At 63.6% G+C, this 13287-nt stretch carries 10 protein-coding genes; 3 read left to right on the forward strand and 7 right to left on the reverse strand.

The annotated features are described in order from the left end of the window. Positions 1-97 precede the first annotated feature (97 nt). From leuS to holA, 3 genes are read left to right on the forward strand one after another with little or no spacing between them, the layout of a single operon-like run. On the forward strand, positions 98-2722 hold the full coding sequence (gene leuS, locus B2W55_RS18500) for a leucine--tRNA ligase (RefSeq protein ID WP_024583083.1): 2625 nt from the start codon (positions 98-100) through the stop codon (positions 2720-2722). After that, positions 2709-3263 carry an LPS assembly lipoprotein LptE gene (lptE, locus tag B2W55_RS18505; protein WP_024583082.1) on the forward strand — a complete coding sequence of 185 codons (555 nt, stop codon included), beginning with the start codon at positions 2709-2711 and terminating at the stop codon, positions 3261-3263. The genes leuS and lptE overlap by 14 nt, the downstream gene beginning before the upstream one ends. 9 nt (positions 3264-3272) lie before the next feature. Then, positions 3273-4304, forward strand: a complete 1032-nt coding sequence (holA, locus tag B2W55_RS18510; protein WP_024583081.1) for a DNA polymerase III subunit delta — start codon at positions 3273-3275, stop codon at positions 4302-4304. Between the two features lie 122 nt (positions 4305-4426). On the opposite strand, the gene B2W55_RS18515 is transcribed toward holA, so the two are convergent. The 7 genes from B2W55_RS18515 to hemJ form a co-directional block, all read right to left on the reverse strand. Continuing rightward, positions 4427-5320 (reverse strand): ParB/RepB/Spo0J family partition protein, encoded by an 894-nt coding sequence (locus B2W55_RS18515; protein ID WP_024583080.1) that lies wholly within the window; start codon positions 5318-5320, stop codon positions 4427-4429. Between the two features lie 151 nt (positions 5321-5471). Beyond that, complete coding sequence (locus B2W55_RS18520) at positions 5472-6323, reverse strand: ParA family protein (protein ID WP_024583079.1); 852 nt, start codon at positions 6321-6323, stop codon at positions 5472-5474. Positions 6324-6336: 13 nt separating this feature from the next. Beyond that, complete coding sequence (rsmG, locus tag B2W55_RS18525; RefSeq protein ID WP_024583078.1) at positions 6337-7020, reverse strand: 16S rRNA (guanine(527)-N(7))-methyltransferase RsmG; 684 nt, start codon at positions 7018-7020, stop codon at positions 6337-6339. Between the two features lie 135 nt (positions 7021-7155). After that, on the reverse strand, positions 7156-9039 hold the full coding sequence (mnmG, locus tag B2W55_RS18530) for a tRNA uridine-5-carboxymethylaminomethyl(34) synthesis enzyme MnmG (RefSeq protein ID WP_024583077.1): 1884 nt from the start codon (positions 9037-9039) through the stop codon (positions 7156-7158). A 235-nt stretch (positions 9040-9274) separates the two neighbouring features. Continuing rightward, the gene (gene mnmE / locus B2W55_RS18535; RefSeq protein ID WP_024583076.1) at positions 9275-10600 is read right to left on the reverse strand and encodes a tRNA uridine-5-carboxymethylaminomethyl(34) synthesis GTPase MnmE; all 1326 of its coding nucleotides are present in this window, start codon (positions 10598-10600) and stop codon (positions 9275-9277) included. A 300-nt stretch (positions 10601-10900) separates the two neighbouring features. Further along, positions 10901-12166 (reverse strand): transcription termination factor Rho, encoded by a 1266-nt coding sequence (gene rho, locus B2W55_RS18540; protein WP_021078151.1) that lies wholly within the window; start codon positions 12164-12166, stop codon positions 10901-10903. 252 nt (positions 12167-12418) lie between these two features. Beyond that, positions 12419-12841: a protoporphyrinogen oxidase HemJ gene (gene hemJ, locus B2W55_RS18545; protein ID WP_024583075.1), complete on the reverse strand. Its 423-nt coding sequence runs from the start codon at positions 12839-12841 to the stop codon at positions 12419-12421. Positions 12842-13287 lie beyond the last annotated feature (446 nt).

The following is a 13287-nucleotide window of genomic DNA, read 5'->3' on the forward strand; positions in this document are numbered from 1 at the left end:
TCGGTGGTCCCCAAGCCGTTGACCCCATGGGCGTTTTTGTGGCCTAGTCCGCCGTCCCCGGATGGGACCCGAAAATCACCGAAAACCCTGCGATTACATGACCGCCGAACGCTACAACGCCCGTGAATCCGAACCCCGCTGGCAAGCCATCTGGGACGAAAAGGCGATCTTCGCCTCCAAGAACGACGATCAACGGCCGAAATACTACGTGCTCGAGATGTTCCCGTACCCGTCCGGGCGCATCCATATCGGGCATGTCCGCAATTACACGCTCGGCGACGTGCTGGCCCGCTTCATGCGCGCCAAGGGTTTCAACGTGCTGCACCCGATGGGCTGGGACGCGTTCGGCCTGCCGGCGGAGAACGCCGCGATCGAGCGCAAGGTGGCGCCGAAGGCCTGGACCTACGACAACATCGCCGCGATGAAGAAGCAGTTGCGGTCGATCGGGCTGTCGCTGGACTGGAGCCGCGAATTCGCGACCTGCGACCCCAGCTATTACAAGCATCAGCAGAAGATGTTCCTGGACATGCTCGCCGCCGGGCTCGCCGAGCGCGAGAAGCGCAAGCTGAACTGGGACCCGGTCGACATGACCGTGCTCGCCAACGAGCAGGTGATCGACGGCCGCGGCTGGCGCTCGGGCGCCGTCGTCGAGCAGCGCGAGATGAGCCAGTGGGTCTTCAAGATCACGAAATACTCGCAGGAGCTGCTGGAGGCGCTGGACGGTCTGGACCGCTGGCCCGACAAGGTGCGGCTGATGCAGCGCAACTGGATCGGCCGCTCCGAGGGCCTGTTGATCCGCTTCGCGCTGGACGCGGCAACCACGCCGGCCGGCGAGACCGAGCTGAAGATCTTCACCACGCGACCGGACACGCTGTTCGGCGCCAAGTTCATGGCGATCTCGGCCGATCATCCGCTGGCGCAGGCGGCGGCCGCGAAGAACCCTGAGCTCGCCGCATTCATCGCCGACATCAAGAAGATCGGCACCGCGCAGTCGATCATCGACACCGCCGAGAAGCAGGGCTTCGACACCGGCATCAAGGCGGTGCATCCGTTCGACCCGAGCTGGAAGTTGCCGGTCTATGTCGCGAACTTCGTGCTGATGGAATACGGCACCGGCGCGATCTTCGGCTGTCCGGCGCACGACCAGCGCGACCTCGACTTCGTCAACAAGTACAATCTCGGCAACGTGCCGGTGGTCTGCCCCGAGGGCCAGGACCCGAACACGTTCGTCATCACCGATGTCGCCTATGACGGCGATGGCCGCATGATCAATTCGCGCTTCCTCGACGGCATGACGATCGAAGCTGCCAAGGAAGCGGTCGCGAAACGGCTGGAATCCGAGCTGCGGGGCAATGCACCGGTCGGCGAACGGCAAGTGAATTTCCGGCTGCGCGACTGGGGCATCTCGCGGCAGCGCTATTGGGGCTGCCCGATCCCGGTGATCCATTGTCCGAAGTGCGACGTGGTGCCGGTGCCCGACGACCAATTGCCGGTGACGCTGCCGGAGGATGTCTCGTTCGACAAGCCGGGCAACGCGCTCGACCATCATCCGACCTGGAAGCACGTCAGCTGTCCGAAGTGCGGCGGCAAGGCGGTGCGCGAGACCGACACGATGGACACCTTCGTGGACTCGTCGTGGTACTTCGCGCGCTTCACCGATCCGTGGAATGAGACGGCGCCGACCACCCCGGCGATCGCCAACCGGATGATGCCGGTGGACCAGTATATCGGCGGCGTCGAGCACGCGATCCTGCATCTGCTCTACAGCCGCTTCTTCACCCGCGCGATGAAGGCCACCGGCCACATCGACATGACGGAGCCGTTCGCCGGCATGTTCACCCAGGGCATGGTGGTGCACGAGACCTACCAGAAGGCCGACGGCAGCTGGGTGACCCCGGCCGAGGTGAAGATCGAGGTCGGCGGCAATGGCCGCCGCGCGGTGCTGCTGGCGACCGGCGAGGACATCGCGATCGGCCCGATCGAGAAGATGTCGAAGTCGAAGAAGAACACCGTCGACCCCGACGACATCATCGCGAGCTACGGCGCCGATGTGGCGCGCTGGTTCATGCTGTCGGATTCGCCGCCGGACCGCGACGTGATCTGGAGCGACGAACGGGTGCAGGGCGCCTCACGCTTCGTGCAGCGATTGTGGCGGCTGGTGAACGAATCCGAGGAGATCGCCAAGGCGGCGCCGGCGGCCCGGCCGGCAACGTTCGGACCGGAGGCGCAGGCGCTGCGCAAGGCGGCCCATGGCGCGCTCGACAAGGTGTCGTCCGGGATCGAGCGGCTGCATTTCAACGTCTGCCTCGCCCATATCCGCGAGTTCGCCAATGCGCTGGCCGACGTGCTGGCCAAGGGCGACAAGCCGGCGCCGGACCTCGCCTGGTCGATCAAGGAAGCCGCGACCATCCTGGTCCAGCTGTTCTCGCCGATGATGCCGCATCTGGCCGAGGAGTGCTGGGTGGTTCTGGGCCAGACCGGGCTGGTTTCCGAGGCCGATTGGCCGCAAATCGAGCGCGATTTGCTGGTTGAGGACAGCGTGACCCTGGTGGTCCAGGTCAACGGTAAAAAACGAGGTGATGTTACCGTGCCACGCACCGCCCAAAATGCGGAGATAGAGACTGCCGTTTTGGCGCTCGATGCGGTAAAAGCCGCCTTGGACGGCAAACCCGTCCGCAAGGTGATCGTGGTGCCCATGAGGATCGTCAATGTTGTCGGCTAGGATCAGGATCGCCGCCCGGCTCATCGCCGTGGCCGCCTTGGCCGCGCTGACGGCTGGATGCTTCCAGCCGATGTATGCCGAGCGCAATCTCGACGGTTCGCCCGGCCTGCGCGAAAAGCTGATGGGCGTCGAGGTTCCGCCGGTCGACAAGCCGAACGCCTCGCGCGAGGCCCGGGTCGGCGTCGAGGTCCGCAACGCTCTCGCCTTCAAGCTCTACGGCACCGCCACCGGCATGCCGCCGACGCACCGGCTGGTGCTGCGTTTCACCACCAGCCGCTCTTCGCTGATGATCGACCCGACCACCGCGCTGCCGACCAGCGAGAATTACGGCATCGACGCCAGCTTCAACCTGATCGAGATCGCGTCGAACAAGTCGGTCATGACCGGCACCACCTTCTCGCGCGTGTCCTATGACATGCCGGGGTCCTACCAGCGCTACGCCCGCGCCCGCGCCTTCCGCGATGCCGAGGACCGCGCCGCGCAGGAGATCGCCGACAATATCCAGACCCGGCTCGCCTCGTTCTTCTCCTCCGGAACCTGATCACCGCATTTGGTCGCGCTACGCGGAAAAGAGATCGACAGCTTCCTCGCCCGCCCGGACGCCGGACGCCCGATCATCCTGCTTTACGGTCCGGACCTCGGCCTGGTGCGCGAGCGCGCCGACGCGCTGATGGCCTCGGCCGTCGACGATCCCAATGATCCATTCTCGCTGGTGCGGCTCGATGGCGACGAGCTCGCCGCCGAACCGTCGCGGCTGGTCGACGAAGCCATGACGGTGCCGCTGTTCGGCGGCCGCCGCGCCATCCGCGTCCGCGCCGGCTCGCGCAATTTCTCGAGCGGCGTCGAGACGCTGACCGAGACGCCGGCGCTGAAAGATTGCCGCATCGTGATCGAGGCCGGCGAGCTCCGCCCGGAATCGCCGCTGCGCAAGATCTGCGAGCGCGCCAAGAACGCGGTGGCGATCGGCTGCTATCCCGACACCGAACGCGATCTGACCAAGCTGATCGAGGACGAGCTGCGGATCTCCAACCTGCGGCTGGCGGGCGACGCGCGCGCGGTGCTGATGTCGCTGCTCGGCGGCGACCGCATGGCCTCGCGCAACGAGCTGCGCAAGCTCGCGCTGTTCGCGCATGGCAAGGGCGAGATCACCCTCGACGACGTGATGACCGTGGTGTCCGACGCCTCCGAGCTGAAGCTCGATCCGATCGTCGACGGCGCCTTCGCCGGCAACGCCGCGCTGGTCGAGAGCGAGTTCACGAAAGCGATGGTCGCCGGCACCTATCCCGGCGTGATCATCTCGGCCGCGCAGCGCCAGGCGGCGTGGCTGCACAAATCGGCGCTGGCGATCGCCGACGGCACGCCGGCATCCGCGGTGCTCGAAGGCGGATTCCCGCGGCTGCATTTTTCGCGCAAGCCGATGGTCGAGATCGCGCTGCGCAATTTCACGCCGCAGCGGCTGGTGACCATCATCGACCAGCTCGCCACCGCGGCGCTCGACATGCGCAAGCAGGCCTCGCTCGCCGCCGTGATCGGGCAACGAGCACTGCTCTCGATCGCGGCGAACGCGAAGCGGCGGGGATAGGGTAAGAACCTAGCAGCCGTCATTGCGAGCAACGCGAAGCAATCCATCGCTCCGCGTACGCGGAAAGATGGATTGCTTCGTCGCGATTGCTCCTCGCAATGACGAGGAGAAATGTCGGAAAACTAGCTGCCCTCCAGCCGCCGCACCACCTCGTCGAGCTGCTCGAGGTTGCGGTAGCTGATCTGCACCGTGCCGCCGGGATCGCGGTGGCTGACGGTGACGGCGAGGCCGAGCGCATCGCTGACGCGCTTCTCCAGCGCCAGCGTGTCGGCGTCCTTGTCGACCTTGGCCGCCGCGCTGCCAGAACGCGCCTTCTGCGGCTTGCGCTCCGGCACGCCCTCCTCATGCGCCAGCGCCTCGGCCTGGCGGACGTTGAGGCCTTCGGCGACGATGCGCTTGGCGGCCGTGAGCGGATCGGGCACGCCGATCAGCGCGCGGGCGTGACCGGCGGAGAGGTCGCCCTTGGAGATCAGCGCCTGCACCTCGTTCGGCAGTTTGGTCAGCCGCATCATGTTGGCGACATGGCTGCGGCTCTTGCCGACGATCTTGGCGATCTCTTCCTGGCTGCGTTTGAACTCGTCGGCAAGCGAATGATAGCCCAGCGCCTCTTCCATCGCGTTGAGGTCTTCGCGCTGCACGTTCTCGATGATCATGATCTCGAGCGCGTCGGAATCAGAAACCTCGACCGGCACGATCGGCACTTCATGCAGACCGGCGAGCTGCGAGGCGCGCCAGCGCCGTTCGCCGGCGATGATCTCGAAACGGTCCTGCGCGCCCTTGATCGCGCGCACCACGATCGGCTGGATCACGCCGCGCGCCTTGATCGAATCGGCGAGCTCGCCGAGCTCGGCATCGGCGAAGCTGCGCCGCGGGTTGCGCGGGTTGGGCTTGAGGAACTCGATCGGCACCTTGCGCTGCGTGCGCGGCCGCTCGGCATGTGCAGCCGCTTCGCCGCCGACATCTCCGATCAGGCTTGCCAGCCCGCGCCCCAGTCGCGAACGCGCTTCATCGGCCATTGTTGCGAGCTCCCTTGGATTCACACGCAATACTCCAGACTTGAATTTCAAGATCGTAGGATGGGTAGAGCGCAGCGAAACCCATCATTCTTTTCGAGTGCCGCGATGGGCATCGCTTCGCTCCACCCATCCTACGCACGACGCAACGTCGCTAGTGCGTGCGAAGCTCGCGCTCGCGCTGGATCACTTCGGTGGCGAGCTTGAGATAGGCATCGCTGCCGGCGCATTTGAGGTCGTAGACCAGCACCGGCTTGCCGTAGGACGGCGCTTCCGAGATGCGCACGTTGCGCGGGATCATGGTGTCGTAGACCTTGTTGCCCATGAACTGGCGCACGTCGGCGACCACCTGGTTGGAGAGGTTGTTGCGCGAGTCGAACATGGTCAGCACGATGCCGTGGATCGACAGCGTCGGGTTCAGCGTCGAGCGCACCTGCTCGACCGTTTGCAGCAATTGCGACAGACCTTCGAGCGCGAAGAACTCGCATTGCAGCGGCACCAGGATCGCGTCCGACGCCGCCATCGCATTCACGGTGAGCAGGTTGAGCGAGGGCGGGCAGTCGATCAGCACGTAGGTGTAGTCAGCTTCCGGCGAGACGTTGTTGTTCAGTCCCGCGATCGCATCGCGCAGCCGGAAGGCGCGGCCCGGCGTGGTGCCGAGCTCGAGCTCGAGGCCGGAGAGATCCATGGTGGAGGCTGCGATGTGCAGCCGCGGCACCGCGGTCGCGACCACGGCATCGCGCAGCGGCGCCTCGCCGATCAGGACGTCGTAGGTCGAGCAACTGCGGTTGCGGCGATCGATCCCGAGCCCGGTCGAGGCGTTGCCCTGCGGATCGAGATCGACGATCAGGACGCGCTCGCCGATCGCAGCGAGTGCAGTACCAAGATTGATCGCTGTGGTTGTCTTGCCGACGCCGCCCTTCTGGTTGGCGAGCGACAGGATGCGCGGATGGCCGGGCGGCTGCGCCGCCCTATTCTCTTGATAAACCTCGTCCATCACAGTCATACCAAAATACCATTCACTCTCGCGGAGTCCCCTCACGCCGCTCGATTGACCCGAGTTCGACGATCCAGCCCTGTCCGCCGGTGCGGCTGGCATGTAGTTTAGGCGCAATATTCCAATATTTAGTGGCCTCGGTCAATTCGGCCTCTACATCTTGACCCTTCAAAAACAGCGCTTTCGCGCCCTTTTTGACCCACGGCTCGGCAAAGCCGATCAGTTGATGTAACGGAGCCAGCGCCCGCGCGGTGACGCAATCGATCGGGCCGGCGATTCTATCCACAGTATCCCCGATATCAGCCAGATGCACCGTCCCCGGTGACGCCGTCACGCGAATCGCCTCACGCAGGAACGCGGCCTTCTTGGCGATTCGCTCGACCAGATGGATCGATGCGCCAGGCGTTTTGGCCAAGGCGCAGGCGAGCACGACACCCGGAAAGCCGCCGCCGCTGCCGAGATCGATCCAGGACTTTGCCGATGGTGCGAGGCTCAGCAGCTGTAGCGAATCCGAGACGTGACGGGTCCAGAGATGCGGCAGCGTAGAGGGCGCGACGAGATTGGTCTTGGCCTGCCACGCCAGGAGGAGGGTGACGTAGCTGTCGAGCCGCGCTTCCGTTTCACGTGAAACAGGCGTCAGCGCGAGCGCCGCGGCTTTGTCCTTGGCGGAGACGTTGAACGCGGCGGGTTGTGGAGCTGGAGCCATTCTCTGGGATGCCGGTCGAGCTCGTCATTGCGAGCGAAGCGAAGCAATCCATTGTCCATCCGCGGAAGCGATGGATTGCTTCGTCGCTCCCGCTCCTCGCATTGACAAGACCCACCTGCTGTTTCACGTGAAACGTCAGGCCGTCGCCTTCGCCGATTTCCGTCGTGCCTCGCGTCGCAGATAGGCCGCCAGGATACCCAGCGCCGCCGGCGTCATGCCGTCGATCCGGCCCGCCTGCCCGACCGTCCGCGGCTGCGCCTTCTGCAACTTGGCGCGCGCTTCATTGGAGAGACCAGTCACATCGGCATAGTCGATATCGGTCAGAACCAAACCTTCGTCGCGCCGGAAGGCGTCGACGTCGGCGGTCTGACGCTTCAGATAGACATCGTATTTGGCATCGATCTCGAGGTGGACCGCGATCGCCGGGTCAATGGCCGACAGCTCCGGCCAGATCGCCTGGACCGCCGGCCACTCGATCTCCGGATAGGCCAGCAATTCGAAGGCCGATCGGCGATGGCCATCGCGGTTGAGCGCGAGCCCGTGCTTGGCGGCTTCATTCGGCGTGATCGCCAGCGACTTGGCCAAGCCCTTTGCCGCGTCGAGCGCCGCCATCTTGCTCCGGTGGCGTTCCGCGCGGCCCGCTCCGACGCATCCAAGTGCGATACCCTTGTCGGTCAGGCGCTGGTCGGCATTATCGGCCCGCAATGTCAGTCGGTATTCGGCGCGCGAGGTGAACATGCGATAGGGCTCGGTGATCCCGCGGGTCACCAGGTCGTCGATCATCACCCCGAGATAGCCGTCAGCACGGTCGAACACGATGGGATCGGCGCCGCTGGCCGCCAAAGCCGCGTTGAGGCCGGCAACGATGCCCTGCCCCGCCGCTTCTTCGTATCCCGTGGTGCCATTGATCTGGCCGGCCAGGAAAAGTCCGCGCAGGCGCCTGGTCTCCAGGGTCGGATCGAGCTCCCGCGGATCGACATGGTCATATTCGATGGCATAGCCGGGCCGAACCATCTTCACCCGCTCGAGGCCAGGAATGCTGGCGAGGATCGCGAGCTGAACCTCCTCGGGCAACGACGTCGAGATGCCGTTCGGATAGACCGTGCTGTCGTCGAGCCCTTCGGGCTCCAGGAAGATCTGGTGGCCATCGCGGTCGCCAAAGCGGACGATCTTGTCCTCGATCGATGGACAATAGCGCGGTCCCGAGCTCTTGATCTGGCCGGAGTACATCGGCGAGCGATGCACGTTGGCCCGGATTACCTCATGGGTCGCGGGCGTGGTCCGGGTGATACCGCACTGGATCTGCGGGGTCGTGATCCGGTCGGTCAAGACCGAAAACGGTTCCGGCGGATCGTCTCCGGGCTGCATTTCGACCGCCGACCAGTCGATGGTGGTGCCGTCGAGGCGCGGCGGAGTTCCGGTCTTGAGCCGACCCAGCACAAAACCCGCCCGCTCGAACGAGTTGGACAGGCCCATCGCCGGCGCCTCGCCGACCCTTCCCGCCGGCCAGTTCTTCTCGCCGAGATGGATCAGGCCGCGCAGAAAGGTCCCTGTGGTGATGACGATCGCACCCGCGGAGAGCTGACGACCATCGCCCAGACGAATGCCGGTCACGCGCCCGTCGATGACGGTCAGCTCGTCGGCCTCGCCTTCGATGACAGAGAGATTCGCGGTCTCGACGATCGCCGTCTGCATCGCAGCCGCATAGAGCTTGCGATCGGCCTGGGCGCGCGGACCACGGACGGCGGGACCCTTCCGGCGATTGAGCATCCGGAACTGGATGCCACCAGCATCCGCGACCCGGCCCATCAGACCGTCCAGAGCATCGACTTCTCGAACCAGATGACCCTTGCCAAGTCCACCGATCGCCGGATTGCAAGACATCGCGCCGATGGTCGCGAAGCGATGGGTCACAAGGGCCGTCCTTGCGCCCATCCGGGCAGCGGCACTCGCGGCCTCGCAGCCGGCATGGCCGCCGCCAATGACGATGACGTCAAATGAATCTGCCCTGAAAGTCATGGCGGGATTTCTATCGTGGAGTGATGAAAGCCGGAAGAAGGAAGTTGGGATCGCGGGGTCAGAGACCCGATCGCCTGATCGAATATGGATCGCTTCGGCCGGCCCGCAATGACGTGCAGAGACGCGTTTCACGTGAAACAGCCCAGGTCTGGCGTGGCCGATTGTTTCACGTGAAACGGAGTGGGTCCTTAACTAATCGGAAACCATGTTTCACGTGAAACAGGCCCGGTTCCGTCTACTTGCCGACGCAGAACTCGCGGAAGATGACGTCGAGGATGTCCTCGACATCGACCCGGCCAAGCAGGCGACCAAGCGAGGTCGCGGCCCTCCGCAGTTCCTCTGCGGCAAGCTCCTCGCCCTGCCCGACCACATCGATGCTGCGCTGGAGGCACACAACAGTCTCCTTGAGCAATCCACGTTGCCGGGTCCGGCTGATCAGGCCAGCCTCACCGGTTCCAAAATAGTCGTGTGCGAAGCCGACCAAGGCGGCGATCAGCTCCGAGAGACCGTCACCGCGTGCCGCCGAGATCCTGAACTCGCGATAGTCTCCGCCCTCACCCGCCGTCGTTCTCACCAGATCGATCTTGTTGCGCACCAGCCAGGTTGGCGTGCCGCCGCCGTGTCCGACCTTCGCGCCACCGGTGTCGGCCAGCCACAGCACGAGATCGGCTTCCGCGGCGCGCGCCCGAGCACGGCGGACACCCTCCTGCTCGACCGGGTCATCGGTCTCACGAATCCCGGCAGTGTCGATCACCGTGACGGGATAGCCATCCAGATCGAGCTGTACCTCGATCACGTCACGGGTCGTGCCGGCATGCGGCGAGACGATCGCGACTTCGCGCCTGGCGAGCTGATTGATCAGGGTCGACTTGCCGACGTTCGGCGGGCCCGCGATCGCAACCACCAGGCCGTCGCGCAGCCGCTCGCTTTGCGCCTGCCCCACAAGCACATTCTTGATCTCATCATGCAACGCCCGGATCCGCTCGAGCGCTGGCGCGATCAGCTCCGTCGGCACATCGCCTTCGTCTGAGAAATCGATCCCGGCCTCGATCAACGCTGACGCCGCAATGATCCGCTCGCGCCAGTTCCGCGCGCGATCGCCGAGCAATCCTTTCAGTTGACGCAGCGCCTGACGCCGCTGGCGGTCGGTATCGGCGTGGATCAGATCGTCGAGGCCCTCGGCTTCCGTCAGGTCGAGCTTGCCGTTCTCGAATGCCCGCCGGGTGAATTCGCCGGGCTCAGCCGGGCGAACATTGTCGAATGCCGCGATGGCTTCGAATATCGCCGACAGCACCGCGCGTCCGCCATGGACGTGCAATTCGGCGACGTCCTCGCCGGTCGCGCTTGCCGGGCCGGGGAACCACAGCACGACGGCATCGTCGATCGGTTGCCGATTCGAATCGTGCAGCAGTGCCCGGGTCGCCATCCGCGGCGTCGGCCTGTTGCCCGCCAATCCCTCAATGACCGACGCGGCCATTGGGCCAGACAGCCTGACAATGGCGATCGCACTCGGTGGCCGTCCGGAGGACAAGGCGAAAATGGTCTGGTCGCGCGGATGCATCGCCTATTTCTTCCAGCAAATTGCCAAAGGCAATCCCGCTTCGCTTTCGCAGGCTGGTCGCTGTATGTTGCAATGCAACATAGTCGCGACGTCTTGCGGTATCCGCGCAGCAATTTGCTGCACCCGTCCAGGGTCAAATCACAATCTAAATGATAAACACAATATATATCAGATAGTTAATTGGATACCGCCTCGCCGGAAGCAGCTCAATTCATGCTGCGCTTTGCTGCAACAAGGCCGCAGCATGAAAAAGGGCGCCCCGTTTCTGCGGAGCGCCCTCTTCTGTTCAGCCCTTTGGGCTCAGGTATTCATGGAATCGAAGAATTCCGAATTGCTCTTCGTGTTCCGGAGCTTGTCGAGCAGGAAGTCGATCGCGTCCATGGTGCCCATCGGATTGAGGATGCGGCGCAGGACGTACATCTTCTTCAACACCTGCGGATCGGTGATCAGCTCCTCCTTGCGGGTGCCGGAGCGGGCGATATCGATCGCCGGGAAGGTCCGCTTGTCCGAGACCTTGCGGTCGAGGATCAGTTCGGAGTTACCGGTTCCCTTGAACTCTTCGAAGATGACTTCGTCCATGCGGCTGCCGGTATCGACCAGCGCGGTCGCGATGATGGTCAGCGAACCGCCCTCCTCGATGTTGCGCGCGGCGCCGAAGAACCGCTTCGGGCGCTGCAACGCGTTGGCGTCGACACCGCCGGTCAGCACCTTGCCGGATGACGGCACCACGGTGTTGTAGGCGCGGCCGAGGCGCGTGATCGAATCGAGCAGGATCACGACGTCGCGGCCGTGCTCGACCAGGCGCTTGGCCTTCTCGATCACCATCTCGGCGACCTGGACGTGACGCACCGCCGGCTCGTCGAAGGTCGACGACACCACCTCGCCCTTCACCGAACGCTGCATGTCGGTGACTTCTTCCGGACGTTCGTCGATCAGCAGCACGATCAGGTAGCAGTCGGGATGGTTGGCGGTGATCGAGTGCGCGATGTTCTGCATCAGCACCGTCTTGCCGGTGCGCGGCGGCGCCACGATCAGCGCGCGCTGGCCCTTGCCGATCGGCGCGACGATGTCGATCACGCGTGCGGACAGGTCCTTCTTGGTGGAATCCTCAAGCTCCATGCGGAAACGCTGATTGGGAAACAGCGGCGTGAGGTTGTCGAAATTGACCTTGTGCTTCGACTTTTCCGGGTCTTCGAAATTGAGCGTGTTGACCTTCAACAGCGCGAAATAGCGTTCGCCTTCCTTCGGGCTGCGAATATGGCCTTCGATCGTATCGCCGGTGCGCAGGCCGAAACGGCGGATCTGCGACGGCGACACGTAGATGTCGTCGGGGCCGGGCAAGTAGTTCGCGTCGGGCGAACGAAGGAAGCCGAAGCCATCGGACAGCACCTCGACCACGCCTTCACCGATAATGTCGGTCTCGGCGATCGCGAGCTGCTTGAGAATTGCGAACATCAGCTCCTGCTTGCGCATGGTGCTGGCATTCTCGACCCCGTTCTCTTCCGCAAACGAGACGAGCTCGGCCGGCGTTTTCGATTTGAGGTCCTGGAGTTTGATTTCCCGCATTGGGGTAGTCCTGTGAGGAAGTAAGTAGGGAAGGGGTGCGAGGTGGCTCTGGAAAAAGCGGACGCCAAGGGAAGGTCCGCAGGTCTCAGCCAGGAAAGTGCCGTTGGGGCTTTCAAACCTGATGCGGCGCCGGCCCGAAAAGAACCGGAACGCGACCACATCCGCCTGCGTGGGGTGGGATGAAACCTATATAGAAAATCGATCCGTCCTTCGCAAGAAGGACTGAAGCATGCGACCTCGGCATCGCAATGTCTAGAACGGCTTCACGACCACCATGATCACGATCAGGATCATCAGAAGCGTTGGCACCTCGTTGATAATACGATAGAATTTCTGACTGCGCTGATTCCGGTCCGCGGCGAAGTCCTTCACGCAGCGGGACAAAAAGCCGTGGATACCCGACATCACGAGCACCAGCGTAAATTTGACGTGAAACCAGCCCGAAAGGTACCAGTGTCCGGCCCAGGCCAGATAGAGCCCGGCCAACCAAGTCAGGATCATCGCGGGATTGATGATCGCCTTCAAAAGCCGGCGTTCCATGACCTTGAAGGTCTCGGATTGCTTCGAGCCGGCTTCGGCCTCGCAATGATAGACGAACAGCCGCGGCAGATAGAGCATGCCCGCCATCCAGGAGATGACGGCAATGACGTGCAGGGCCTTGATCCAATCGTACATCGCTGGGATGCCTTTCAGGGAACAGCTCGGGCGGGCTCGGCGTTGCAGACAAGGCTCTGCAAGCGGGGGACGGATACATATCCGCACACAGGGCTCTCCTAAACCTAATTAATTTTAGAATCTAAGGTTTGAGTCTTAATGACGGTGAATTTGACTCATGCAAGACGGTCCAGCCGTTCTTGCGGGCTTGTTCACATCCCTCAACATTTTGGCGGCCCAGTGCCGAGATCGGGAATCTGTTGCTGGACTCAATTGGTTGCGTAGCTCAGTGACCAGCTTATCAAGAGACAAATCCACATCGGTTCACTATCATCCATCCGATCGCCTCGACTTATCCTTTCGCGAGGTGCTGTGAAGAAAGGGACGGGATATCCAACGGCCCGGCGGCGGGCCCGGATTCTTCTCCTCGACCTCCACAGCGATTCACAGGTTAGACAGGGGCTCCG

Source organism: Bradyrhizobium sp. UBA2491 (assembly GCF_002341725.1).
Taxonomy (GTDB): Bacteria; Pseudomonadota; Alphaproteobacteria; order Rhizobiales; family Xanthobacteraceae; genus Bradyrhizobium.